At 61.8% G+C, this 23,312-nt stretch carries 26 protein-coding genes; 11 read left to right on the forward strand and 15 right to left on the reverse strand.

Annotated features, from left to right (window positions below):
• Nucleotides 1-194: 194 nt before the first annotated feature.
• From R4P70_RS00865 to R4P70_RS00880, 4 genes are all read right to left on the reverse strand, one after another.
• Nucleotides 195-1,514 (reverse strand): DUF1254 domain-containing protein, encoded by a 1,320-nt coding sequence (locus R4P70_RS00865; protein WP_317830227.1) that lies wholly within the window; start codon nt 1,512-1,514, stop codon nt 195-197.
• Nucleotides 1,515-1,914: 400 nt separating this feature from the next.
• Nucleotides 1,915-2,250 (reverse strand): hypothetical protein, encoded by a 336-nt coding sequence (locus tag R4P70_RS00870; RefSeq protein WP_317830228.1) that lies wholly within the window; start codon nt 2,248-2,250, stop codon nt 1,915-1,917.
• A 46-nt stretch (nt 2,251-2,296) separates the two neighbouring features.
• Nucleotides 2,297-2,851 carry a GNAT family N-acetyltransferase gene (locus tag R4P70_RS00875; RefSeq protein ID WP_317830229.1) on the reverse strand — a complete coding sequence of 185 codons (555 nt, stop codon included), beginning with the start codon at nt 2,849-2,851 and terminating at the stop codon, nt 2,297-2,299.
• Between the two features lie 876 nt (nt 2,852-3,727).
• Nucleotides 3,728-3,973, reverse strand: coding sequence for a DUF3253 domain-containing protein (locus R4P70_RS00880; protein ID WP_019745995.1), 246 nt, complete (start codon nt 3,971-3,973; stop codon nt 3,728-3,730).
• A gap of 108 nt (nt 3,974-4,081) precedes the next feature.
• Between R4P70_RS00880 and R4P70_RS00885 the strand changes: the two genes are divergently transcribed.
• A complete protein-coding gene (locus tag R4P70_RS00885) occupies nt 4,082-4,708 on the forward strand; it encodes a class I SAM-dependent methyltransferase (RefSeq protein WP_019745994.1) in 627 nt (208 codons plus the stop codon).
• Between the two features lie 115 nt (nt 4,709-4,823).
• Nucleotides 4,824-5,291 carry a hypothetical protein gene (locus tag R4P70_RS00890; RefSeq protein ID WP_020971317.1) on the forward strand — a complete coding sequence of 156 codons (468 nt, stop codon included), beginning with the start codon at nt 4,824-4,826 and terminating at the stop codon, nt 5,289-5,291.
• A gap of 19 nt (nt 5,292-5,310) precedes the next feature.
• Here R4P70_RS00890 and R4P70_RS00895 read toward each other — a convergent pair whose 3' ends face one another.
• The 3 genes from R4P70_RS00895 to R4P70_RS00905 all read right to left on the reverse strand — a co-directional run bounded on the left by R4P70_RS00895 (nt 5,311) and on the right by R4P70_RS00905 (nt 7,451).
• Nucleotides 5,311-5,748 carry an SRPBCC family protein gene (locus R4P70_RS00895; RefSeq protein ID WP_007735601.1) on the reverse strand — a complete coding sequence of 146 codons (438 nt, stop codon included), beginning with the start codon at nt 5,746-5,748 and terminating at the stop codon, nt 5,311-5,313.
• Nucleotides 5,749-5,844: 96 nt separating this feature from the next.
• The gene (locus tag R4P70_RS00900; RefSeq protein WP_019745991.1) at nt 5,845-6,534 is read right to left on the reverse strand and encodes a hypothetical protein; all 690 of its coding nucleotides are present in this window, start codon (nt 6,532-6,534) and stop codon (nt 5,845-5,847) included.
• Nucleotides 6,531-7,451: a LysR family transcriptional regulator gene (locus R4P70_RS00905; protein WP_019745990.1), complete on the reverse strand. Its 921-nt coding sequence runs from the start codon at nt 7,449-7,451 to the stop codon at nt 6,531-6,533. Before R4P70_RS00905 ends, R4P70_RS00900 begins: the two co-directional genes overlap by 4 nt.
• A gap of 95 nt (nt 7,452-7,546) precedes the next feature.
• Between R4P70_RS00905 and R4P70_RS00910 the strand changes: the two genes are divergently transcribed.
• The 3 genes from R4P70_RS00910 to R4P70_RS00920 are packed head-to-tail and all read left to right on the forward strand — an operon-like array spanning nt 7,547 to nt 10,524.
• Nucleotides 7,547-8,749, forward strand: coding sequence for a YbfB/YjiJ family MFS transporter (locus tag R4P70_RS00910; RefSeq protein WP_317830230.1), 1,203 nt, complete (start codon nt 7,547-7,549; stop codon nt 8,747-8,749).
• Nucleotides 8,750-8,794: 45 nt separating this feature from the next.
• A complete protein-coding gene (locus R4P70_RS00915; RefSeq protein WP_317830231.1) occupies nt 8,795-9,823 on the forward strand; it encodes an NAD(P)H-dependent flavin oxidoreductase in 1,029 nt (342 codons plus the stop codon).
• On the forward strand, nt 9,820-10,524 hold the full coding sequence (locus R4P70_RS00920) for a hypothetical protein (RefSeq protein ID WP_080910248.1): 705 nt from the start codon (nt 9,820-9,822) through the stop codon (nt 10,522-10,524). The genes R4P70_RS00915 and R4P70_RS00920 overlap by 4 nt, the downstream gene beginning before the upstream one ends.
• Nucleotides 10,525-10,542: 18 nt before the next feature.
• Here the strand turns inward: R4P70_RS00920 and R4P70_RS00925 are convergent, their stop codons facing one another.
• From R4P70_RS00925 to R4P70_RS00940, 4 genes are all read right to left on the reverse strand, one after another.
• Nucleotides 10,543-10,878 carry a hypothetical protein gene (locus tag R4P70_RS00925; RefSeq protein WP_317830232.1) on the reverse strand — a complete coding sequence of 112 codons (336 nt, stop codon included), beginning with the start codon at nt 10,876-10,878 and terminating at the stop codon, nt 10,543-10,545.
• A gap of 35 nt (nt 10,879-10,913) precedes the next feature.
• Nucleotides 10,914-12,749, reverse strand: coding sequence for an acyl-CoA dehydrogenase (locus tag R4P70_RS00930; protein ID WP_021333262.1), 1,836 nt, complete (start codon nt 12,747-12,749; stop codon nt 10,914-10,916).
• A 397-nt stretch (nt 12,750-13,146) separates the two neighbouring features.
• Nucleotides 13,147-14,169 (reverse strand): zinc-dependent alcohol dehydrogenase family protein, encoded by a 1,023-nt coding sequence (locus R4P70_RS00935; RefSeq protein ID WP_317830233.1) that lies wholly within the window; start codon nt 14,167-14,169, stop codon nt 13,147-13,149.
• Between the two features lie 45 nt (nt 14,170-14,214).
• Nucleotides 14,215-14,634 carry an MFS transporter gene (locus R4P70_RS00940; RefSeq protein WP_317830234.1) on the reverse strand — a complete coding sequence of 140 codons (420 nt, stop codon included), beginning with the start codon at nt 14,632-14,634 and terminating at the stop codon, nt 14,215-14,217.
• 178 nt (nt 14,635-14,812) lie between these two features.
• Here R4P70_RS00940 and R4P70_RS00945 point away from each other — a divergent pair, with 178 nt between their 5' ends.
• Together R4P70_RS00945 and R4P70_RS00950 are read left to right on the forward strand one after the other, a co-directional pair.
• Nucleotides 14,813-15,898, forward strand: a complete 1,086-nt coding sequence (locus tag R4P70_RS00945) for a PQQ-dependent sugar dehydrogenase (protein WP_317830235.1) — start codon at nt 14,813-14,815, stop codon at nt 15,896-15,898.
• Between the two features lie 109 nt (nt 15,899-16,007).
• Nucleotides 16,008-16,412, forward strand: a complete 405-nt coding sequence (locus tag R4P70_RS00950; protein WP_153212879.1) for a DUF4259 domain-containing protein — start codon at nt 16,008-16,010, stop codon at nt 16,410-16,412.
• 25 nt (nt 16,413-16,437) lie between these two features.
• Here the strand turns inward: R4P70_RS00950 and R4P70_RS00955 are convergent, their stop codons facing one another.
• Nucleotides 16,438-17,121, reverse strand: a complete 684-nt coding sequence (locus tag R4P70_RS00955; RefSeq protein ID WP_317830236.1) for an SDR family oxidoreductase — start codon at nt 17,119-17,121, stop codon at nt 16,438-16,440.
• Between the two features lie 77 nt (nt 17,122-17,198).
• Between R4P70_RS00955 and R4P70_RS00960 the strand changes: the two genes are divergently transcribed.
• The 3 genes from R4P70_RS00960 to R4P70_RS00970 all read left to right on the forward strand — a co-directional run bounded on the left by R4P70_RS00960 (nt 17,199) and on the right by R4P70_RS00970 (nt 19,547).
• Nucleotides 17,199-17,780, forward strand: a complete 582-nt coding sequence (locus tag R4P70_RS00960) for a TetR/AcrR family transcriptional regulator (protein WP_317830237.1) — start codon at nt 17,199-17,201, stop codon at nt 17,778-17,780.
• A gap of 128 nt (nt 17,781-17,908) precedes the next feature.
• Nucleotides 17,909-18,790 (forward strand): MBL fold metallo-hydrolase, encoded by an 882-nt coding sequence (locus R4P70_RS00965; RefSeq protein ID WP_317830238.1) that lies wholly within the window; start codon nt 17,909-17,911, stop codon nt 18,788-18,790.
• A 52-nt stretch (nt 18,791-18,842) separates the two neighbouring features.
• Nucleotides 18,843-19,547 carry an SDR family oxidoreductase gene (locus tag R4P70_RS00970; protein WP_317830239.1) on the forward strand — a complete coding sequence of 235 codons (705 nt, stop codon included), beginning with the start codon at nt 18,843-18,845 and terminating at the stop codon, nt 19,545-19,547.
• Nucleotides 19,548-19,596: 49 nt separating this feature from the next.
• On the opposite strand, the gene R4P70_RS00975 is transcribed toward R4P70_RS00970, so the two are convergent.
• On the reverse strand, nt 19,597-19,974 hold the full coding sequence (locus tag R4P70_RS00975; RefSeq protein ID WP_020971303.1) for a hypothetical protein: 378 nt from the start codon (nt 19,972-19,974) through the stop codon (nt 19,597-19,599).
• Nucleotides 19,975-19,999: 25 nt separating this feature from the next.
• Entirely contained in the window at nt 20,000-21,370 is a 1,371-nt protein-coding gene (locus tag R4P70_RS00980; protein WP_411742453.1) for an APC family permease, read from the reverse strand.
• Nucleotides 21,371-21,539: 169 nt separating this feature from the next.
• Here R4P70_RS00980 and R4P70_RS00985 point away from each other — a divergent pair, with 169 nt between their 5' ends.
• Complete coding sequence (locus tag R4P70_RS00985) at nt 21,540-22,211, forward strand: DNA alkylation repair protein (protein WP_080910254.1); 672 nt, start codon at nt 21,540-21,542, stop codon at nt 22,209-22,211.
• A gap of 5 nt (nt 22,212-22,216) precedes the next feature.
• Here R4P70_RS00985 and R4P70_RS00990 read toward each other — a convergent pair whose 3' ends face one another.
• Nucleotides 22,217-23,161, reverse strand: coding sequence for a GlxA family transcriptional regulator (locus tag R4P70_RS00990; protein ID WP_019745972.1), 945 nt, complete (start codon nt 23,159-23,161; stop codon nt 22,217-22,219).
• Nucleotides 23,162-23,312: the final 151 nt, after the last annotated feature.

The raw sequence follows: 23,312 nt of genomic DNA on the forward strand, positions 1-23,312 counted from the left end.
ACCTGATTGTTTTTCGTGTCCTGAGGTGATGGCGTCGATTTGGTGCCTGACCTGTGGTCAGCGAGTAGCGGGGTCTTCGATCAGGATGGACTGTCCGGCTCAAGCTGGCTGCGTCTATGGTGCACCGGCCAGAACAGCCATTCTGACACGGGTGCTCGAACTCCCGGACAAACGCGTCGCGCCGCGCTGCCGAGTTAGACCCGTCGGACTGATGGAACCGTGTACTCCCCGTCGCGGATCGGTCGCTCGGGCAAGTAGAACCTGAGTGTGAGTTGGAATGGCCCGGCGGGCGCAGGGAGCCAGTTGGCGGTTGACGCCGGCGGCTCATGCGATATCTGGATCTCCAACGATCCGTCCGCCCCGTATCGCAGTCCCTCGGTCCGGTCCCCAATGGCAAATCGTTGGATCGGGTTCGCCGTCAAGAAGTCCTCCGAGTCGTACATCGTCAGCGACCAGAATCCGTCCACGGGCGGAAGTTCATTCACGGCGAATCGAAGGACATACCGGTTATGGCCGTCGAACCCGTTCCCGTCGCCGTCACAGCCGGCGTTCGCATAGACCGCCTCCTCAGCAGTGAGTGCGCCGAGCGCGTTCAAGGCCACAACCGCGCGCAAAAGATGGTCCCCGTCGTACCGGCCGATGTTGAGGTCGTAGCGCCAGTCGCCGCCACCGGCTGAGAGCCCGCGATCGCTGGCGACCAGGCAGGCATGCGCCGCCGTCACCGAAGCAGTAAGGACAGCGAGGACCAACGGATCCGTAATCTCGCTGCTTGGTACGTGGCCGACACCGATTCCTGCCGCGGCGAGACGCGCGACCAGTTCGGCGTCGGCAGCAGGGGGTGGGTTGGCCACTAACGCCGCACCCAATTCATCGAAGAAACCGATACCAGCGTCCTTCACCGTGTGCGGCGAGAGGGCTCGCGTTGGTGCAGAAGCCAGAATCCGCGGCGCGGTGAGATGGAACGAGTCAGCGATTCGCTTTGCTTCCTCCAGATCATCGGGACCCTCCACGAGAACCCGGCCGAGAACCCAGACAGTATTAGTCGGTGCGGTCAGAACGGTAGCACCGCCGGGTGCTCTCCCCGTCCACTCCGGACCCACGATGGTGTACCGACCCGCCTGCGATCCAGTGGCTCGGGTACCCACATATGCCCATGTTTCGGTGTAGTGGTCGAGCAGTTGGAAACTGTAGTACCGAGATACCTCTGGCACAGTCAGGGTGACGGGGCCGGCACGGAGGTCGAGCCACCCGTTCACGTAAATGGTGTCGTTGTTCGGCTTGACCACCTCGCGATCCCGGTCGGTCAGCAGTCGCGGAACAACGCGGAGCTCGTTGAGTCGACAAGGGTGCCTACGATTCGGATCGGTGAGCACGTTCCGAGTCCGCGCCATAAGAACCAGCGGGTATGCCCACAGGTACGCCTCAAAACCGAGACGAAAAGTGTCGGCTACGGTGGCGACCAAGCGATCGGTGCACTCGGTCCGACCTGTGCGCGCGTTCGTCGGTTCGTTCATTCAATTTGTCCCTTCCCGCTACGGTCGGTTCCTTGCGCCGTTCTGATCGAAGGCCCTTGGTCTCGATTCGCAAGATCGCCCTGTGTCACAGTCCTTTTGGCTTCGGAAGACCCTGAGACGCGAGCTTCACGACGACCTACACGCCGTATCGCTCACGATGATCACCCTGTACCCGACGACTCCAGCACGCTCGCCCCTCCTCAATGCTTCGCGAGACCACGAGCACCCAAACAAGCGTCAACTTGTCTGGCATCCTTTGTGAGAGCCGGCCGGGTTCGACGTGTACGCGGAAGAAGCATCCAACATTCGCGACACCACCAACAGTGCTGTCTGCCACATCCGGCTCGACGCGAGTCTGTGACCGATCACAAGAAGAACATTGGGAAAACCCTAAATCCACCTATTCCAGCAATGGTTTCGCGGCAAGCGATGGATACCCAGACGTGTACCACCTCATCAGCATCCGACAGAGTGCCCGCCGAGGATCATTTCCGCCCGACCCAAACGCCTCGCGCAGCGATGACACCGTTTCGAGATCGCAATAACCTGACCGACAAGCGTTGTCGAAGGCGAATTCGGTCCATCCGTCGCGGAATGCCGTGTCGCAGAACACACCCCGGTCGTCCGTCGGATCAACGAGCTCAAACCCATCCACCGAGTGGACCATCTGCTCGAACCTGTTCGGGATCAGGCCGATGCCCGGCTTCACGTCGAGATCCTGCAGCGTATTCGGCATGTATGCCTGCAGTCGCCGCTCAGCCACTCAATTGAGAGGTCACGTCCTAGTCGGTCCGCTTTGCGAACGCCGACGGTTCGAACGTGAAGACCGCGTACTCCCGGTCGTCGATAGTGAAGTGGGCCGCTTCGGTCATGCCATAGTGCCGGTGCACCGCAAGTGATTTCGCATTGGTCACCTCGACGAACGCCGAGCCGAGGTCGTAGTCGTCGACCAGGTCTCGGCACAGCGACTTCAGCAGTGCCGTCATCACACCACGGCCCTGGAACCGCCTGTCGACCGCGACCGGCCCATAAAGAAAGAATCGGGAATCGTCCGGCGCTAGTGCGCTGACCGCGTCGACAGTCTCCTTGGCCGGACCGGAGGTAAACAGCACCGGCGAAGAGGTCACCGCGAAGCCAGCGAATGACCCGTCCTCCTCGGCGACGAACACCCCCGAGCCTTCCTGGAGACCGGCAAGCATCGCCTCGTCCATCCGGCCCTGGACAAACCCGCGCTCGGCCTTCTCCTCATGCGAGAGTCCCTCACCGCGGGCCTCCTGCATCAGGGCAAGGATTGCGCCGAGGTCTGTGGTTCCGGATCTGCGAACGGTGATTGTCATGTTACTAATATTCCAGTTTCAAGAGGACCACCGGTGTCTGAGTTGGCCGGTGTCTGATTTTAAGATTTCGCGACCAACGGGGTGCGTTTTCTGGCGTATGCGAGCATACGCAGCAAACGCACCCCGTCTGGCGAGAGTGTTACGCGGCAGCTGCCGGGGCAGCAGATCCCGAAGCGGCTTGCTGTAGCAATTCCGCAAAGATCTTAACGATGCTGATGCTGTCGCTGATCGATCCCAAGGCACCCATGATGTCTCCTCGCTGTTGATTGTTTTTAGAGCATTTCGGCTCAGTACCTGGACCAGACTAGGACGGACATCGGAACATCGCTGGACCTCCATAATCCTGGCTGACCTTGATTTTCTGCTGCTGAGCAGTAGCGAAATCCGTCAATCCTTCTCATGATCCACGTAAATTGCAGTGCTGGAAGAGTGCTGCCAAACATGGGATTTCAAGGGATAAGTGAGCGAAAACACGGACACGATCGTCCGTATTTGATAGCTGTTTTCCTAAACGACGTTCGCTGTTCGCATAGGTTGCGGCTTCCATGGAAGCGGATGCGCAGTGACATCCGAAGTTGAATGTGGCCTGAATATCACTGGACTGCGTTGGACCGCGTGATCGGTTCGTGGCTCCTACGTCAGTGCGACCTGGTTGCCGCCGCCGCACGGGGAATGAAGGGCCTGCTCCCGGACAGAATCGCTGTCGTGAATGCCAGCCGAAATATTTCGTCGATAACTTTTTGTGCGCCTAAATATCTGCGCTGCAACAATGTTCGGCGGTTCACATCGGGACGGATTCAGGCGGGGCCGAATCTCTCCGGTGAGCCTGGTCGAGTTTTGCTTCGAGCTCAGTGGTCGGGTTGCTTCGGCGGGAGATCAACGAGCCCACCGAATCCTGATCGGACCTCGTACGGATTCCGGGTCGACGACTTCGCCGCCTTGGGTGATCTGCACTTCGCCGTGGGCCACCATGTGGCGGGCAGCCTCTCGGACGGGGTCCATCAGCGGACGCCAATTGTCGGGTGCCGCTGCGCGGGCCACGTCGGAGGGGCAGATGCTCGACTCGGCCGATCGGGCACTGAGTAGTTCGCGGATCTTCGCCGCCAGTTCTTTCTCTTCCACCGTATGACCTCAGTTTTCGGTCGTGACCGTAGGCCTTCAACAGAGTATGAACCTTCGGTTCGGCGAGTTGTGGCGAAGGAATGGTGCACATCGATAATTATTGACGGCGTGGAGAATTCGAGTGCAACGCGCCGCGACGTAGTCCGAAAGTCGTATTCGGCCAGATCCCAGGAGTACACGGACCTCTTCGGCTCGATGGATTCGACGCACATATCTGATCGGGACCTGGTGACCAGCTGGGCCGCCACTTTGACCGGCCCCGTGCTCGACGCCGGGTGCGGGCCGGGGCAGTGGACAGACTTCCTGGCCCAGAGCGGGCTGGCTGTGAGCGGGATCGATCTCGTGCCCGAGTTCGTCGAACGAGCCCGCAACCAATACCCGGATCTCTCCTTCGAGGTCGGGGGCTTCGAGGCATTGGACGCGAAAACGAATTCACTGGGCGGCGTGCTGTCCTGGTACTCGCTCATTCACCATCACCCGCAAGATATCGAGGCACCGCTCGCTGAATTCGCGCGCGTGATCCGCCCAGGTGGTGGGTTGCTGGTGGGCTTCTTCGAAGGCGTGACCGTAGAGCCTTTTGATCACGCCGCGACGACTGGTTATCGATGGCCGGTGACCGAACTTGCCGAGGTGCTGGTCACAGCGGGCTTCGACGTGATCGAGACCCATACCCGGACGGGGAGCGGCTACAGGCCGCACGGCGCAATCACTGCCAGCCGGCGCGGCGGCGAATAGCGGATCGAGACAGAGCTAGCAATCCTCTTTCATTCATTTCGTGTCAGTGGTGTGCTGGATGAGTCACTCCCCGGCTTTTTCAGCACCGGATCATCCACAGTTGAAAGAAGGCGCCATGACCACGATCCATCTTCACAAGACGACCACTGCGACGCCCGAACAGGTCCTTGCCGGCCTGACCGACTTCGGCCCGGGCCGTGAGGAAATCTTCGGCCGCAGTGCGGACAGCTACCTGAAAGTGCACCAACAAGGACCCCACGATGCTGATGTCACCGAGGGCTCCAGTGGTATCTGGGAGCGTCTGCACTACGACTGGACCGACCCGCACCGCGTCGTGATGACAACCACCGACTCCAACCTGTGGGGCGGGGCGTCGAGCCATACCTACACGCTGACCCGGCAGCCAACGGGTCTGACCGATGTCGACGCCGTCGTGGTCCGGGACGGCAAGAACCTCAAGGGAAAGCTCCTGGCGTCGGTACTCGGACTCGTCGGCACCCAAGTGCTGGGAAAGTCGTTCACGAAGTCCATCGATGCCATCGAAGCTCGCAACGGTGGCGCGAGCGGCGGCAACACACAGTGACAAGAACCTGACGGACTTGTCAGAGCGCTTCGAGGGCTTCCGTCATCTTCTTCACCGTCTCTGGTGCCACTTTGGCTTCGAATCCCGCCTTCAGGAGAGGCGACGCAATCTTGGCGGCACCGTTGAACTCGACGTTCGCGTGATATTCGATCTCGGTCGAGTTCGGACCCACCGAAGTCAAGGTGATGTCGTCGGTACTGGTGGCAGTCTTGTTCTTTCCTTCGAGAACAACGTGATTCAGCTCGTCGGTCACCAGCGTGTACGTCAGTTCCGTGGTGACGCCGAATAGCTTGGACACGTTGTGCCACTGGGTTCCGACGCCGACAGGACCGTCGGAGATCTGCGTGCAGCTCTCGGTGCCCGGATCCCACGTCGGCGCATTGGCGAAGTCGCGGAGAAACGCCGCAGCCTTTTCGATCGGTACCTCGGCGGTGAATTTGCGGGTGACGTCAACCATGCGGTGGGCCTTTCGGTTCATTTTTCGGCGGTAGTGCCGCGGTGAGAGTTCGTTCCGACGCCCGGGCTACCCAAACTCGACAAACGGTAACCGTCTTCAGAGGACTGCGCGGTCCAGTGGACGCGGAAGCGGATCGAGTGCGCCGGTCTCGCGCAGGCGCTCGTACGCCCGAACGACCCCATCGACAGCCCCGATCTGTAGCAACACGCCGCCGCCCGGTAACGCGGCAACGCCTGCTGCCAGGTCATCCGGGATCGCGTCAGCGCGAGCGGACGAGAGGTAACCGACTCGGCCGATCACGGGATCACCGACGCGATAGTCGGACTCGTCTTCGAGAGCATCGAGGATGTTGTCGTCGGTGACGTCTCCGAAGTCCGGTTCCCACTCCGCGGCGAGCATCCGAAGTAGGTCTGTCTCAGGAACTTCGGCGGTGTCCGGCGCGCTGACGGCAAGAATCATCGACTGAAGGACAATCTCCGGTTCGCCGCCCGCCAACCCGGAGAGTTCGAGCCCCCATTCGGGCCCTCCACTGGATGCGAGCCTCAATCCGATTCCCAGACGATCCGACCAGTCTTCGGCGGCCTGCGCGTTCTCGAGGACCTGTGCCAACTGGTCGACGGTCACGGCAGTAGCAGGTCCAGCGGAATGGATCTGTTGCCACGACCCGCCGACCACCTCGGGCAACAGGGATTCGACTTGTTCCAACGTCCGACGCCACCGGGAGGCCACGGCCTGCACCGATTCCGGCCGTCGTCCCCAGAAAACTCGAATAGCGCGTCGTGTCATCGAGTCCTCCGGTAAGGATCGTCCATGGGCAGCCATATTCCGTCTTCGTGGATTTCGAGATCAGTGACGCCGCGGGTGAGAGCGTCGACGGACGCGAGAACTGCAGGGCGCGTTTCGTTCTCACGGCACAGGAGTGACCACGTCCAGATCGCCGCGGGGTCGATCACCGGACGTGCAGTGAGATCGCTTGGCAGCGTGATGGTCTGCCCTTTGGGCGAGTTGACGACCGGACGGCCGACGGCACGGACGTGATCGAAGAATGCCGGACCGGTGATACCACCGTCGTTGATGCGCAGGATCTGTGCGCCGGTATCGCGAGCGAATTCTTCGGCGTAGACGTTCCACGAATACCAGGAGGTGGTGTCGTCGTCGACGAGTACGACGACGTCGCGTGCCCGCACCGGTGTGGTGTCCTCTCCGGTGGAGACCGCGTACAGCCGATCCGCACCGAGCAGTCTTGCGCTCAGAGCATGTTGGGCGACATCGGTTTTCCGCACCCAGGCGATCGCCAGGTCGAGGCTGCCGTCCGCTACCCGCGCGGCCTGCGCGTGCGAAGGCACCACCCAGGCGTCGACGTGCAGTTGCGCGACCCCTGAAGTGCGCGCGATCAGATCCGTGGGGAGCCAATTGACGTAGCCGATCCGGACGGGCTCCGCTCCGGACAGACGCTCCGCGCGGCGTCGCAGATTCTCGGCACTCTCGAGTAGCGCACGGACATCAGGGAGCAGGGCCGCGCCGGCTGGCGTCAGAGCGACGGAACGGCGGTCGCGGACGAACAGCTTGACGCCGAGGTCGCGTTCGAGTGCCATGATCTGCTGCGACAATGACGGCCCGGCTATCAGTAGCCGTGCCGCGGCTCGGCCGAAGTGCAGTTCCTCGGCGACGACCTCGAAATATCTCAGCTGACGCAGCTCCACGATCATTCATGCTACGTGCGGTGGGAGGTTGTGCCTATCAGTCAGGAGCAAAGCGGTCGTGGCGGTCCGGCGCGGCCGGGGCACACGATAAGACCATGACCACAGTCCACAACGGCGTCTCCCCGCGAGCGCACGCTGTCCAAGCTGCCGCTGCGCTGGCGGCGAGCATGGGAATCGGTCGATTCGTCTACACACCGATTCTGCCGTTGATGCACACGCAGGCCGGTCTGTCCGCCTCGCTCGGCGCCACCCTGGCGACGGCCAACTACATCGGGTACCTGATCGGCGCGCTCGCGGGAATCCTCATTCCCGGCGTGGTGCGCTCGGCAGCGGTGATGCGTACGTCGTTGGTGGTCCTCATCGCGACTTTGGCGCTCATGCCCACTACCCACGACGGATCCATCTGGTTCGCCCTGCGGCTCGTCGCAGGCATTGCCAGTGCCCTCGTCTTCATGATCGCCGTCAGCGCTTTGCACGCGCACCTTCGGGGGCAGTCCCAATTCCCGGCCGGATGGGGATTCGGCGGAGTTGGGTTGGGTATCGCCCTGTCCGGGGTCCTCGTGTTCGTCGTCCGCTTCGTCGGCACCTGGAGCACTGCCTGGCTGGCATCTGCGGCCCTTGCAGTGGTGTGTGCGGTCGCAGCCTGGGGATTGACGCCGGAACCGCGTCCGGTCATCACACCGGACGCGCCGGGAACTCCCAGTTCCCAACGCGGGTTCACTGCCTTGTTCATCAGTTATTTCCTGGAAGGCATCGGCTACATCATCGCGGGCACGTTCCTTGTTGCCGCAATCGATCTCGCCGCTCCAGAATGGGTCGGCAGCGGCGCTTGGATAGTGGTCGGTCTGGCCGCATTTCCCTCGTGCGCCCTGTGGGCTTGGCTCAGCCTGCGTTGGTCGAGGCCGACTCTGCTTCTCGTTGCCCTGTTGATTCAGGCGGTGGGCATAGCGCTTCCTGCTGTGATCGGAGGCGTCGGCCCCGCACTGATTTCAGCTTTCCTGTTCGGTGTCACCTTCCTTGGTATTGGGTCAATTGTGTTGGCAATCGGCGCGCACCTGCAGTTCCCACGCGCCGTGGCGTTGCTGACCGCTGGATACAGCGTCGGTCAGATTCTCGGCCCACTCGTTGTCACTCCGTTGCTGCGAGACGGGTATCGCGACGCTCTGCTGTTGGGTGCGGCCGTCGTTCTGGGCGCAGCAGTGGCCGCCGCGGTTTTGCGGTTCCGATTCCCTTCCGATCTCGATGCGGACCCTCGGACGGCCACCTCGACTGAGGAGGTAGTTTTTGATGTCAGATGACGAAACCGCCGGAGCACTACCCGACGTAGGACTGGAGATGTTCGAATGAGCGCACTCACAACCGATCTCGACCTGAAGGTCCCTGTCATCGCAGCCCCCATGGCCGGCGGCGCTTCCACACCGGCACTTGTTGCTGCTGCCTCTCGCGCAGGCGGTCTCGGATTCCTCGCCGCCGGGTACAAGACGCCTCAGGCTCTGTCCGACCAGATCGACACCGTGCGCGCCGAGGGAGTGTCGTTCGGTGTCAACGTCTTTGCGCCCAACCCGGTGCCTGTCGACGTCGATGCCTACCGTGCCTATGCCAGGGCGATCCAGGTCGAGGCGGATCGCTATGACATCACATTGGCTGACGGTGAGCCGGTCGAAGACGACGACTACTTCTCGGACAAGATCGATCTGCTCCTGGCCAGCCCGGTTCCGGTGGTCAGCTTCACCTTCGGCTTTCCCACACCCGGCGTCATCAAGGCGCTGCGCATTGCCGGTTCACTTGTCGTCCTCACTGTGACTTCGGAGGCAGAGGCACTTCTTGCCGTCGACGCCGGTGCCGATCTGCTTGTCGTGCAATCTTCGGCTGCGGGCGGCCACTCCGGAACGCTCACTCCCCTCCAGGTTCCGGCAGAAACACCGATTACCGAACTGATCGCTCAGATCCGTCACCGCACGTCGGTTCCGCTATTGGCGGCAGGTGGACTGGCGACCTCAGCGGATGTCGCAGCAGCCTTGCGTGCTGGAGCCGAAGCCGCGGTAGTCGGCACCGTACTGCTGCGCACCGAGGAGAGCGGCGCTTCGGCTCCGCACAAGGCAGCTCTGGCCGAGACGTCGCGTGGAAGCACCGTCGTCACAAGAGCTTTCACGGGACGTCCTGCACGAGCACTTCGGAACGAGTTCACCGATCGCTACGACGCGCAAGCACCCATCGGGTATCCGGCCATCCATCACCTGACCAACCCGATGCGCAAAGCCGCTGTTGCGCAGGCAGATCCCGAGCGAATGCACCTGTGGGCCGGCACTGGCTATCGCCACGCGACGGAGGAACCAGCCGGGGTAGTGCTTTCGCGATTGGCTAACCTGTGACGGCGCGGACACCGGAAGCCGGATTGCCGGAAGTAGTGACATACGACGGGTTGCCCGGGTCCGCCGGTGGTGCACACTCGCTTCGAGTCAAGCGTCCCGATGTTGCATTTCAGCGGCTGCAGACGTTCCTGGAATCCTGCACCGAACCAGTGTCGTTGCCGTCGTGGACGTTCGAGATCTACCAGAGTGGGCCATCCGAGCCGACCGCGCAGTTGTCATCGTTCGCTACCGAGCTCTTCGGTGGGCCCCGCTACAAAGCGCAAACCCATACCGAATGGAACGTCCCACCTGGTTCTGTCAACGAAGCGCTCGATGCCCTCGTTGGTTGCGATGCGGTCACAACCCACGGACGTTCTGTGGCGGCGCTGACCTGCAGCGCGCCCGTACGCCTGATCGACCCCAACACCCGCGCGCCGTACCCCGACATCACCCCCGACACGTTCGGCCGTTTTGCCGTGGATGGATACGGCCGGATTCTCGGCGAGTCAGGCATACGCGCAACCCTCGGCAACGCCGCATCCTCACTGTCCCTGTGGCTCAACCTGCCTGCAGACGAACGGTTGTCGTCCGGTGCTCGTCACCTACAAGACCATCTCCCGTTCCGGTTGTCCGCGAAACACTGGCGTCTCTGGCGGCCGAACCGGAGCGGAGACTCGTATCGTTCCAACAAGATTCCGTCGCCGGTTCACGACCACGTTTGAATCACGCAGCAAGCATTTTCATCTCGGGCAGAGTTCGCCGATCTCGGAGACAATGCGATCAGCGCTGCGAACCACCCATACCGCGCGTCCGCCACGCAATGTCGGCATCAAGAGTCGGTCCTTCTCGATGGGCCAGTGCACAAAGGGAAATCCGCCGGCCAGCTCGTCCTGGACTTCGCCGGCGATCAGGGCCGTCAACTCCTGTACAGGCTGTTCGATGTGCGGCCCGACGACCCTGACGCCGATCAGGGGACTGGTTCCTGCACTCTTGCCCTTTGGCCGTGGTCCAGCGTCGAGCGCGAGGTGGCACTGACCGTCATCGAGCATCGACACCGTCCACACGCAGTTCTGCATGTACGTATCAGGGCTGCTTTCACTATGGCACGTTGTCAGAATGCGTCTTCCTCGAGTTCCATGATCTCGTTGTCGAGGGAACCCAGGATTTCTTTCGTCGACGCCAGGATAGGCAGGATGTTCTTGGCGAAGTACGACGCGATGACCACCTTGCCCCGATAGAACGACCGGTCCTTTGCCGACGCGTCACGGTCCAAGGCCGCCAACGCGACTTCCGCTTGCACCAACAGGCGCCATCCGATGAGCAGGTCGCCTACCGCGTACAGAAAGCGCACCGAGCCGAGGCCTATCTTGTACAACTCGGAGGGTTGGTCCTGGGAAGCCATCAGATACCCGGTGAGCGTCCCGGCCATCTCCTGCACGTCGGTCAAGGCGGTCTCGAGTAGGACTCGCTCGGCCTTGAGGCGACCGTTCCCGGCCTCACTGTCGATGAACTCTCGTATGCGACCGGCTACGTGAGCGAGTGCAACGCCGCGGTCGCGTGCGATCTTTCGAAAGAAGAAGTCCTGCGCCTGGATCGCCGTGGTGCCCTCGTACAGGGTGTCGATCTTGGCATCGCGGATGTACTGCTCGATGGGGTAGTCCTGAAGATAACCGGAGCCGCCCAGGGTCTGCAGGCTCTCGGTGAGCAGTTCGTAGGCCTTCTCGGAGCCGACGCCCTTGACGATCGGCAGCAGCAGATCGTTGACCCGCGCCGCCAATTCGGCATCCGCACCCGAAACCAACTCGGCGACATCAGCATTCTGGTGTGCAGCGGTGTAGAGGTAGACCGCTCGGAGGCCTTCGGCGTAGGCCTTCTGCATCGCCAGGCTGCGTCGGACGTCGGGGTGGTGCGTAATGGCCACACGGGGCGCGGTCTTGTTTGTCAGCTCGGTGAGGTCTGCGCCTTGAATTCGTTCTTTTGCGTACTCGAGGGCGTTGAGATAGCCGGTGGACAGTGTTCCGGTCGCCTTGGTGCCCACCATCATTCGAGCATTCTCGATGACCTGGAACATCTGGGCGATACCGTTGTGGACATCACCCACGAGCCAGCCGACGGCAGGAACGTCCGTCGCTCCGAAGGTGAGCTCGCAAGTTGGGGAAGACTTGAGGCCCATCTTGTGCTCGACGCCGGTGACGTACACACCGTTGCGCTCTCCCAGTTCAAGTGTGTCCGAGTTGAAATGGGACTTCGGAACGTAGAACAGGCTCAAACCTTTGGTTCCTGGACCGGCGCCCTCGGGCCGGGCAAGCACCAAGTGGAAGAGGTTCTCGGCCGTGTCTCCGACGTCACCGCCGGAGATGAACCGCTTGACGCCCTCGATGTGCCAGGTGCCGTCGTCCTGCGCGATTGCCTTTGTTCGGCCTGCGCCTACATCGGATCCGGCGTCTGGTTCGGTGAGCACCATCGTTCCGGCCCATCCGCGCTCGAATCCTTCTTTGGCCCAGTGTTTTTGCTGTTCGTTTCCGATGGTGTAGAGCACGCTCGCCATCAGTGGACCCATGTTGAAAAAGCTTGCGGATCCGTTTGCCGCGACCAACATTTCGCCGATCGCCCAGACCAACGGCGCCGGAGCAGGAACACCACCCATGCCTTCTGGTAGGCCGAGTCGCGACCAACCGGCCTCGTTCACCGCCTCGACAGTCTTGCGTAGAGGTTCCGGGACCACAACTGCGTGATTGGGTGCGTCGAATTCGACAGGGTTCCGATCCGCGTCGGCGAAGGACGCGGCGACCGGGCCTTCTGCCAGTCTCGCTACTTCCGCAAGAATGTTGCGCACAGTGTCGGTGTCGAGGTCCCCGTATGCGCCGGCATCCAACAGTTCGCCGATCCCGAGCACCTCGAACAGATTGAACTCGATATCACGCACGTTGCTTTTGTAGTGACCCATTGTTCTCCGACCTTGGTTCGTCAGCAATACGATTCGTCAGCAGATACGGCTCGTCAGCAGTACACAAGAAAGCCTGCCCCACAAGGAATTCAGTACGCAACCGTAGGTAGAGACGGGTTTCGTTGCTGCAAAGTAGCGTCGAGCGGCTCTCATTGAAACATTCACTCGTACAATCGGTTTCCGCTGGTGGGGGTGCATATCAGTCGCGTAGCATCCTCTTGGGTCAAAGCAGCTGCGCACCAATCGAAGTGCCCATCCTCACCTTCGGTGTCAAACGCATTCGCAGTGATCAGTGAACATGCTGCTCGGTAAACCAAGAGTGCCTCTCGTTGGTAGCCGAGACGTTCCTCGATCGGCGTGTAGAGCCCAGTTCTGTCTCGTGAGCCTTTGGTATCGGTCAGAGGGTGAGTAGCACTTTGGTGGCGCGCCGCTCGTCCATCGCCTGGTAGCCGGCGGCGGCGTCCTCCAACGGGAGAGTGAGGTCGAAGACGATGCCCGGGTCGATCTGGTCGGTCATGATGAGCTCGATCAGTTCGGGTAGGAATCGCCTGACCGGCGCGGGACCGCCGAGCAGGCTCACCGTCGCGAAGAACAGGTTCATGCCGTCGAGCTCGACGCCGTGGGATACCCCGACGTAGCCGACATGTCCGCCGGGGCGGGTAGCTCCGATAGCCTGCATCATCGATTCTTGGGTGCCTACGGCTTCGACGGTCGAGTGGGCGCCGTAGCCGCCGGTGAGTTCCTTGATCTTCGCGATGCCCGCGTCGCCCCGCTCTTCGACGATGTCGGTGGCGCCGAATTGCGTGGCGAGTGCCTGCCGGTCGGCGTGGCGTGACATGGCGATGATCCGCTCGGCGCCGAGTTGTCTGGCAGCGAGGATCGCCAGGAGTCCGACTGCGCCGTCGCCGACGACGGCGACTGTTTTGCCAGGTCCGGCTTCCGCAGCTACGGCGGCGAACCAACCGGTGCCGAGTACGTCGGAGGCTGCAAGGAGGCTGCGGGCCTGCCGCTCGGTCGGCTCTCCGTGGACAGGGACGAGGGTGCCGTCCGCGAGCGGGATGCGAGCGTATTCGGATTGGGTGCCGACCGAGCCCATCATGACCTGGTGGATACAGCGAGACTGAAAGCCCGCCTCGCAGATTTCGCAGGTGTTGTCCGACGCGACGAACGAGCCCACGACGAAGTCTCCAACTTCGATGTCTTTGACCTCGGGGCCGACCTGTTCGACGACGCCCACGTATTCGTGTCCCATCGGCGTCGGGCCATTCAGCTTTTCGATGCCGCGATAAGGCCAGAGGTCGGAACCGCAGACGCAGGTGGCTGTAACGCGAATGATCGCGTCGGTCGGTTCGACGATCACCGGTGCATCGATCTCTTCGACCCGGACATCGCCGGGGGCATGCATGACGACAGCGCGCATGACGTGGCTCCTCACCATCGGTTTCTTCGTGTCACTTCAACCTGATCACGATTTGGCGGCGTGCGGGAGTCCCGCGCGATCTCCGACCACTGCGGCGACTGCCCAGAATGCGCCCGTCGCCACGGCTGTGAGGAAGCGGGCGCCGAGAATGAGTCCGAAGTTGGACGAGAGCGCGACGATGACGTGTCCGATCGCGAAAACAACCAGCGCCGAGCTCAAGGTCACGCGTCGAGGAACCCTGAGTGTCAAGATCGCCATCGCCGGCGTGCCGACGATCATTCCGATCGCGAAGACGGTGATCATCAGGCCGACGTTCGCGATCGACGTACCGAGGTCACCCGCGATTTCGGGAAGAATGCCGGCGACGACGAATTCGGTTGTGCCCATCAAGAAAACTCCGACGGCCAGCACGTAGATCACGAGCGGCAGGCGGCCGGTTTCTTCGACGGTCGGGGCGGAAATCATGAGGTGGTCAGTTCTCTTTCTGTTGACGACGCGCATGTCGTGGCGCACCCGTCCAGGGCATCACGCCCGTCGCCTGCGAGGGAGTCCCGGTCGTTGGGGGTACTCGAAGGGACTCCCGGTGTGGCCGATTGCGCGCTACCGTCGGCGCAAAGACTGCCTGAACCCGGGAGACGCGCCCATGACACGACGACAGATCCGAGGACTGGGCGCCGCCGTGCTCGTCTCGGCCTTCCTGACGGCCTGCGGTAGCGAGGATCCTGAAGGGCCCCGTCCGCAGGCAAGCACGACAACACGATTGGCGCCCGCCGCGGCCTTCGGTGAACCCGAGACCGTCGCCGACGGCTTGGACGCGCCCTGGTCGATCGCATTCCACGGCGACACACCACTTGTCAGTGAGCGCGACAGCGCGCGAATCCTCGAACTCGACGCCGGCGGAAACAGCCGCGAGGTGGGAGTCGTCGACGGCGTCAGCCCCAGAGGTGAGGGCGGTTTACTAGGGATCGCAGTACGTGAAAACCGCCTGTATGTGTACTTCACCGCGAACGGGGAGAACCGGATCGAACGCTTCGACATCATCGGTGCTCCGGGGGAATTCGCGCTCGGGCCGGCCGAGACGATTCTCGACGGGCTCGCTTCGGCCAACTACCACAACGGTGGTCGCATCGCGTTCGGCCCGGACGGGATGCTGTACGTGACCGTCGGTGATGCCGGTAGTCGAGACAGAGCTCAGGACCTCGACTCGATGTCCGGGAAAATCCTTCGAATGACTCCGGATGGCGATGTGCCGCTAGATAATCCATTTCCGAACTCGTTTGTCTACAGCTACGGCCACCGCAACTCCCAGGGCATTGCCTGGACCGAGGACGGCACGATGTACGCCAGCGAGTTCGGGCAGGACACCTGGGACGAGCTCAACAAGATCGAAGCAGGCGGAAACTACGGGTGGCCCGAGGTCGAAGGGATTGCGGGTGAAGACGGATTCATCGACCCGCTCCAACAATGGTCACCTGACGATGCCAGCCCCAGCGGAATCGCCATCCACGACGGCACGATCTACATCGCCAATCTTCGTGGTGAGCGACTCCGCACGGTGCCCTTGACCGATCCCGCGACCGCCGACGAGCAATTCGTCGACGAATACGGGCGCCTCCGTGATGTTGTAGTCGCACCGGACGGGTCGCTGTGGATACTGACGAACAACACCGACGGACGCGGCGACCCCAACCCCGGTGATGACCGCATCATTCGCGTGCCGTTGCGCTGATGTCGATTTCCGGCGAACGCAGTACTTCCAGCCCGAGGATCCTCGCCGAAGCCGGTGATTCACTAATATCGTTACGACAGATGACGCGGGTACGGATCGGAGAGACAGCATGGGGACTTGGGGTTCAGGACCTTTCGACAACGACGTAGCGGGCGACCTGCTCAGCGCGGTACAGGCGGGTGACTACGATATCGACGATTACGCACTCCACCCCGACGACGGCTACCTCGATGCCGATGATGCTCAAACAGCTATTGCCGTCGCCGAGATCCTTGCGGTTGCGCACGGGGTTGCGCCGGCGCCTGTGCAGCTGGCCGAGATTGATGCCGCCGGGTACGCCGGAACCTTGAGTCCGGAGCAGAAGGCATGGGTCCTCACCGCACTCGAGCGTGCCGTCGCAGACAGCGACACGTCGGAGTTGTACGAGTTGTGGGAAGAAAACGGTCCGGAAGACCTCGCGGCTTGGCGGGCACCGATCCTGGGCAGATTGGCGAGTCTCAAAACGGTGGGATGAGTGTCACTCGTCAACAGTCCCTTGGTTACTCGGATTTCGACGACGACAGACTCCCCTTGACATACCGGGTGGTGTCGTCGGCGAGGATCTCTGCCAGCCCACGTTCGATGCCGTCCAGGGCCTGCGCCGCGACATCGGCCGGATCGATCTTCTGTTCGGCCGGTACGCCCGCAGCCATGTCGGTATCCATGTATGCAACGTGCAGTGCCGAGACGGCGATTCCCCGCGGCGCCAGTTCTTCTCGAACGGCGTCGGTCATCGCCCACGCCGCTGCCTTCGATGACGCGTAAGACCCGAGCGCAGCCGGATGGAACCAGGACAGCACCGAAAGAACGTTGAGTACTGTTCCGCCTCCGTTGTTTTCGACGACCGGAGCAAACGCCCGGGTCACGGCAAGCGGGCCGTAGAAATTGACGTCCATCTCGCGGCGAACGTCATCGATGTCGCCCCCGATCAAGGGCGCCGAGGTAGAGATTCCGGCGTTGTTGACCACCAAGGTCACATCCGATGCGATTTGCGCTGCGGCGGTGATCGATTCGGCATCCGTCACGTCCAACCTCAGGGGGATGACGCCGGGCAGATCGACAGTTTCCGGATTGCGGGCAGCCGCGTACACCTTTGCGCCGCGCTCGACGAGCCCTGCTGCCAGATGGCGGCCGAGTCCGCGATTGGCTCCGGTGACGACCGCAACCGTCTTGTTCAGGTCCATGATTCTCCCAGGGTTGTGACTGTCGATGACATTTAGATTATGAATCAAATCTAAGTGTGAGCTAGGATAGATGTCAAGTGAAATCCAAACTGGAAGGCGTTGTGATGGGCCGCGTATCGCAGCAACAAGCGGAAGAGAACCGTCGGCGCGTCGTGGAAACCGCAGCTCGTCTGTTCCGAGAGAAGGGCACTCACCTCAGTGTCGCCGACTTGATGAAGGCGTCGGGGCTGACCCACGGTGGTTTCTACAAGCAGTTCGCGTCCAAGGACGCGCTCATCGACGAAGCGACCACTCATGCCTTCGCCGAACTGGCGCAGCTGCACGCAGCAGGTCTCGAAAGGCATGCAGGGCAGCGTGACGAGGCTCGACAAGCCCTGATCGACAACTACCTCTCCGTGGAGCATCGCGACAATCCGGCAGACGGATGTCCCGCCGCTGCCCTCGCCGCCGACATGGCACGCGAGCCTGCAGACAGTGAGGCCCGTCGGGTGTACGTCGAGGGGGTCGGTGATTTTGCCAAGGCGCTCGCGGATGAGGAGCATGACGGGCTCGTGCGTCTCTCGACCATGATCGGCGCTCTGGTCCTCTCGCGAGCCACCAAGGGATCGTCCCTCTCCGAGGAAGTCCTTGTCGCTGCTCGTGACGAGCTCACCGGGTAGTCCAGGATGATCCGCGTACGGCCCGCTGACCCGGCCATGCATACTGGCTGAGGTCTCTGTCAGCGATACCTTCGATTGCTTCGAGATCTGCAACTTCACTACCCGATGGCCGCAGGGAGAAGCGAGAGATGTTCACACCCAGAGAATTTGGCAAAGTCTCAGTGCTGGTACCAGAGAACGGTGGGACCGTCCCCTTCGGAAACACCGTGGTCGTGCACGGATCCGAACGCACGCTGGTGATCGACCCGTCCCTCTCCCTCGACCGAGATCCCGTGGGCGCAGACCTCGTCTTCATCAGTCACGGCCACGAGGACCACGTTGCCGGTCTCCGGCATTTTCAAGCACCGACGTACGCGCACAACCTCGACGCGCCGTCGGTCGCCTCCCTTGACACGATGCTCACAAATTACGGCCTCCGCCCCGAGGAGCGAGCTGAGGTCGAACATTCAATAGCAGCGCAGTACGGCATTCCCCCGACGCACGATGACGTTTCCGGGATCGCCGACGGCCACGTCTTCGACCTCGGAGACCGCACGGCGACGGTCATTCACCTACCTGGTCACACTCCCGGACATTGTGGCCTCCTCATCGAGCCCGACGGCTTCTTCTATGTCGCCGACATCGATCTCACCTCCTTCGGCCCGATGTACGGCGACCTGGGCAGTAGCGTCGACGACTTCCTCGCCTCCATCGACCGCGCCGCGGGCATCGACGCTCGGTGGTACGGCACCTTCCATCAAAAGGGCGTCGTCGAAGGCAGCGACGAGTTCCGTCGCCGGCTGACCGCCTACCGCGACAAACTGCTCAGCCGCGAAGAAAGACTCGTCCAATTTCTCGGTGAACCAAGGCAGTTGGAAGACATCGTCGCGCATCGCCTCGTCTACCGTCCGCACGTCAACGCGCCGTACGTCGATGCAGTCGAACGACGAACTGCGCAGCTGCACCTTCAGCGGCTCGTTGCGGCCGGTGCCGTTGTCACGCTCGAGGGCAACGTATTTCGGCGTGCATGAATGTGTCGTGTCATCCATTGGATGTGAACAGAGCGGGCAGAAGGGTGCAATTGTGGCGAGGGTAGTTATTGTCGGCGCGAGCCGGGGACTTGGTCGTGCATTGATCGAGGGCTTGAGGAGCGATGGTCACGACGTTGTCGGTATTTCTCGTCGGCGCCCTGACGGGTTCGACGTCTCCGAGTGGATCGAAGCAGATCTGACCGACCCTGTTGCGGCAGCGAACTCGATCGACCAGGAGCTTGTCGGAGGTGTAGACACCATGATTTGCAACGTCGGAATCTGGGAAGGGGACGCCTTCACTTCCGATTATGCGTTCACAGATCAATCCGACGTCGAAATGCTGGAAATGATCAACGCCAACATCACCGGCACGATCCTTTTGTCGAAGCGCCTGATCCCACGGATGATCGGGCGTCCTCGGCCTCGGATTTTCTTGACCGGTTCTACCTCGGGGCTCCCGCGAAGCGGTAGGCCGGAAGTTGCGTTCGGCGCATCGAAGTCCGCGATCAACGGCATTGCCGACGCGTTGAGAGAGGGCTACCGGAAGGACCGACTCGCAGTGACGGTCCTTCACCTCGGATATCTCAACACGGAAGATGGACTCGATGTGCCCCGAGACATCGCTGCTGCCCGCGGAGATGGGTCTCTGGTTCCCGTGCACGACGTCGTGGATACCGTGCGCTCCATCTCGAATCTGTCGTCTTCGTCATCGGTTCGAGAAGTGGTCCTTACTGCCATCGACGACACACGATTCTGAACGACAGCTACCGCTTCGGTCTGTGAATCCGATTGCCGAACAGATGTATTCAGAGAATATTGCCCTCGATAAAGATGAAGGCTCCCGCCAGGTACACCAGGGTGAGCCCCGTCAGGAGCCACGCCATGTACGGCCGGATGTAGAGGCGCCGCAGACGGTGCAATCGCAGGGAGGCTCGCAAGAACGCGCCTACGGAGCCGAGTAGCAGCATGAGGCTCGGGACGAAGACGGCCAGTCGGCGATCTTTCTGTGAGCACAGCAAGGTGTCGGTACCGAAGCATTCGCCCCGCCGGGAGCCCAACCACACGATCGCGACAACCAGTGCCGCGGTAGCCAGAACGACGGACAGGCCGTACGTCAGGGTTCGCCTGTTGATCTTTCGCTCTCGACGCTGAATTACATCTGGTGTATCAGAACTGTCGGTCATCACACCCCCTTTCGAACATCGCACCTTACTTCGTGGATCGACGGCGGGAGAGGGCGTACAGCACTACTCCGACCGCCAAGAGTAATGATGCGCGCAACCACGTTGCGGCGCTCTGCTGGGTGAGCAACGCAACGCACGTACCGAGGGCGAGGATCGGAAAGATGATCGGTGTCCGGAAATGGCTGTGTTGCACTGCGTCACGACGCAGAACCAGGACCGCGATGTTGGTGCTGATGAATACGAAAAGCAGCAGGAGTACCACCGTCTCTGCCAGGGCTGACAACGATCCGGTGACGCAGAGAGCCATGGCAACGGCTGTGGTTGCGATGATCGCCACCCAGGGGGTCCGGCGCCGCGGCAGCACGCGCGCGAATGCGCTGGGGAGCAACCCTTCCGACGCCATTCCGTACGTCAGCCTGCTTGCCATGATCATTGTCAGCAGTGCGCCGTTGGCGACGGCTACCAGAGCGATCAGGCTGAACAGGCGAGGCGGAACACCGATGTCGGCGGCTGACACCACTGCCAGTAAGGGGCCGGAGGACGCGGCGAGCTCGTCGGCGGGCAGCACCACCGAGACAGCCAGGCCGACAAGGACATAGGCGGCGCCCGCGGTCAACAGGGCTCCGAACAGTGCGCGTGGGTAGACCTTGCTCACGTTCTTCACTTCTTCGGCGACGTTCGCCGACGTTTCGAAGCCGACGAACGAGTAGTACGCGAGGAGCGCCGCTGCCAACACGGCGAGTGCAGGCGATCGACTGTCGTCGAACTCCACGACACGGCTCAAGGTTCCGTCGCCGTGCCCGAGAACTACGCAGGCGAGGACGACAACCATGACGAGGCCGGTGACCTCCACGACTGTCATGACGACATTTGCGCGCATCGACTCCTTGATGCCTCTGGCATTGAGAAGCCCCACCAGGAGGAGGAAGACGAGCGCGGCTGGAACGGTCGGGACGTCGATGAAGGCTTTGAGATAGTCACCCGAGAATGCGAGGGCGAGTCCTGCTGCACTCGTGACACCGGCCGCCAGCATCGAGAAGCCGACGAGGAATGAGATCAGCGGTTTCCGATACGCCCGTTGGGCGAATACTGCTGCACCGCCCGCTCGCGGATATTTGGTGACCAGTTCGGCATACGACGTTGCTGTCAGCAATGCCATGACGAGCGCTACGAGCAGTGGTACCCAGACGGCTCCACCAACTTCACCGGCGATGACGCCCACCAATGCGTAGATACCGGCGCCCAGGACGTCTCCGAGGATGAACACGAAAAGGAGTGGGCCGGTTATAGCCCGAGTGAGAACATTCTTACTGCCGCCTTCATCTCCGCCTGCGGTTTCGTCCACGTTCTCGGCACCCGCGGCGCGTCGCATATGCAAGGTTCGTCCTGTCTTCATGGTGACGTGCCGCCACCTCAGGAGCAGACATGTACCCATTGGTCGAAGTTTCAAACACGGGTCGGACGTGGATGCGTCGACGCGTGCCGTCCCGTGCTTTCCTTGTAGGTGACTTGCAGTAGGTGACTTGCCAGTAGGTGAATCGCAGAAGTAGTGACTGGAGGACGACGTGGCTGAATCGACGGTTGCCGCGGTGATGGACGAGTTGGCTGCGCTCGAGGATCCGAAGGTGCGCGCAGTGAACGAGAAGCACGGTGACGATCACGGTGTGAACCTGACAAAACTGCGGGCAGTCGCGAAGCGACTGAAGACTCAGCAGGAACTTGCACAACAACTTTGGGCGACGGGCGATACTGCAGCGAGGCTGCTTGCCCTCTTGATCTGTCGCCCGAAGGCGTTCGGGCGTGACGAGTTGGACGTCATGTTGCGTGAGGCTCGTACTCCCAAGGTGCATGACTGGCTCGTCAACTACGTGGTGAAGAAGAACCCGCACGCGGAGGATTTGCGGGTGGCCTGGACCGCCGACTCCGATCCCGTGGTTGCGAGCGCCGGTTGGGCCCTGACTACCGAGCGCGTAGCGAAGAAGCCCGAGGGCCTTGATCTTTCAGGATTGCTCGACGTCATCGAGGCGGAGATGAAGGATGCCCCTGATCGCCTGCAATGGGCGATGAACCACTGCCTGGCCCAGATCGGGATCGAACATGCCGAGTACCGGGCCCGCGCAATCGACATCGGTGAACGTCTGCGGGTGCTCGAGGACTACCCGACTCCCCCGAACTGCACCTCGCCGTTTGCGCCGATCTGGATCTCGGAGATGGTGCGTCGACAGAGCGAGAAGTAGGTCAGCTAGCGCGACGTTCGAAACTGCGTCCGGTATCGCTGTGGACTGGTGCCGACCAAGTCTCGGAAGCGTTCGCGGAACGTGGTGACGGCATTGAATCCGACTTGTCCCGCAACACGTTCGATGGAGTGGTCGGTGGTCTCGAGCAGAAATTGCGCTTGACGGAGCCGCGCGTGATGGAGCCACTGCAACGGCGTCGTACCGATTTGTTCCTGGAAGCGGCGGTTGAGCGTGCGAGTGCTCATCGTTGCCTTGGCTGCGATTGTCGTGATGTCGAGTTGCTCCCCGAGGTTCTCTTCCATCCAGTTCAGTAGCGGCCGAAGGGTTGTCCCGCTGGGCACGGGAGGTTCGTGGACGATGAATTGTGCTTGCCCTCCGGCACGTTCGAGCGGCATCACGCTCAGCCGCGCCGTGTCGGCGGCGACCGCGGACCCGTAGTCCTGACGGACCATGTACAGACACAGGTCGAGTGCGGCCGCGGCGCCGGCGGAAGTCAGGACGTGCCCGTTGTCTACGTAGAGAACAGCGGCATCGACGTCGATGGCCGGGTGCCGACGCGCCAACTCCGACGCAGCCGCCCAGTGCGTCGTCGCGCGAAGTCCGTCGAGCAAGCCTGTGTCGGCGAGTGTGAATGCACCGACGCACAGTGAGGCGATGCGCGTGCCGCGATCCGCGGCAGTTCTGAGGGCGTCGATGATCTCGGGGTCGATCGGCACGTCGAGATCGGCGGTGCCCGGGATGATGATCGTGCTTGCCTGGGCGAGACGTGACAGTCCGTGCGGTACTCGCATCGTGAACGTTCCGGTCTCCACCTCCTCGGTGAGCGCGCACACGGAGGTCCGGTACGCCGGTGCACCCGAGGGGAGCCTGCATCGTCCGAAGACTTCGAGGGGTGCCGCCAGGTCCATCGGCACCACCCCGGGCAACGCGAGAACTGCAACGTCATGCATGTCTGAAACGTAGCGTATGTGGCGCGAGATTCGGTGATCTCGTGTCTTGAAATATCCTCTCAACTGGTATTTCACAGAATGTGTGAGGTTGGCTGAAAGCCGTCGAAGGTTGGCTTTCAGCCGTCGCCATAGAGGTCAACTTCCTCCTACT

The sequence above is a fragment of the Rhodococcus sp. IEGM 1241 genome (genome assembly GCF_033142365.1).
Classification (GTDB): Bacteria; Actinomycetota; Actinomycetes; order Mycobacteriales; family Mycobacteriaceae; genus Rhodococcus_F; species Rhodococcus_F erythropolis.

What these genes read in the sequence shown, in the direction of transcription:
- R4P70_RS00865 (WP_317830227.1), bottom strand. Translation starts at nt 1,514, where the DNA reads ATGAACGAACCGACGAACGCGCGCACAGGTCGGACCGAGTGCACCGAT.
- R4P70_RS00870 (WP_317830228.1), bottom strand. Translation starts at nt 2,250, where the DNA reads ATGCCGAATACGCTGCAGGATCTCGACGTGAAGCCGGGCATCGGCCTG.
- R4P70_RS00875 (WP_317830229.1), bottom strand. Translation starts at nt 2,851, where the DNA reads ATGACAATCACCGTTCGCAGATCCGGAACCACAGACCTCGGCGCAATC.
- R4P70_RS00890 (WP_020971317.1), top strand. Translation starts at nt 4,824, where the DNA reads ATGACCACGATCCATCTTCACAAGACGACCACTGCGACGCCCGAACAG.
- R4P70_RS00895 (WP_007735601.1), bottom strand. Translation starts at nt 5,748, where the DNA reads ATGGTTGACGTCACCCGCAAATTCACCGCCGAGGTACCGATCGAAAAG.
- R4P70_RS00900 (WP_019745991.1), bottom strand. Translation starts at nt 6,534, where the DNA reads ATGACACGACGCGCTATTCGAGTTTTCTGGGGACGACGGCCGGAATCG.
- R4P70_RS00910 (WP_317830230.1), top strand. Translation starts at nt 7,547, where the DNA reads ATGACCACAGTCCACAACGGCGTCTCCCCGCGAGCGCACGCTGTCCAA.
- R4P70_RS00915 (WP_317830231.1), top strand. Translation starts at nt 8,795, where the DNA reads ATGAGCGCACTCACAACCGATCTCGACCTGAAGGTCCCTGTCATCGCA.
- R4P70_RS00925 (WP_317830232.1), bottom strand. Translation starts at nt 10,878, where the DNA reads ATGCAGAACTGCGTGTGGACGGTGTCGATGCTCGATGACGGTCAGTGC.
- R4P70_RS00930 (WP_021333262.1), bottom strand. Translation starts at nt 12,749, where the DNA reads ATGGGTCACTACAAAAGCAACGTGCGTGATATCGAGTTCAATCTGTTC.
- R4P70_RS00935 (WP_317830233.1), bottom strand. Translation starts at nt 14,169, where the DNA reads ATGCGCGCTGTCGTCATGCATGCCCCCGGCGATGTCCGGGTCGAAGAG.
- R4P70_RS00940 (WP_317830234.1), bottom strand. Translation starts at nt 14,634, where the DNA reads ATGATTTCCGCCCCGACCGTCGAAGAAACCGGCCGCCTGCCGCTCGTG.
- R4P70_RS00945 (WP_317830235.1), top strand. Translation starts at nt 14,813, where the DNA reads ATGACACGACGACAGATCCGAGGACTGGGCGCCGCCGTGCTCGTCTCG.
- R4P70_RS00950 (WP_153212879.1), top strand. Translation starts at nt 16,008, where the DNA reads ATGGGGACTTGGGGTTCAGGACCTTTCGACAACGACGTAGCGGGCGAC.
- R4P70_RS00955 (WP_317830236.1), bottom strand. Translation starts at nt 17,121, where the DNA reads ATGGACCTGAACAAGACGGTTGCGGTCGTCACCGGAGCCAATCGCGGA.
- R4P70_RS00965 (WP_317830238.1), top strand. Translation starts at nt 17,909, where the DNA reads ATGTTCACACCCAGAGAATTTGGCAAAGTCTCAGTGCTGGTACCAGAG.
- R4P70_RS00975 (WP_020971303.1), bottom strand. Translation starts at nt 19,974, where the DNA reads ATGACCGACAGTTCTGATACACCAGATGTAATTCAGCGTCGAGAGCGA.
- R4P70_RS00980 (WP_411742453.1), bottom strand. Translation starts at nt 21,370, where the DNA reads ATGAAGACAGGACGAACCTTGCATATGCGACGCGCCGCGGGTGCCGAG.
- R4P70_RS00990 (WP_019745972.1), bottom strand. Translation starts at nt 23,161, where the DNA reads ATGCATGACGTTGCAGTTCTCGCGTTGCCCGGGGTGGTGCCGATGGAC.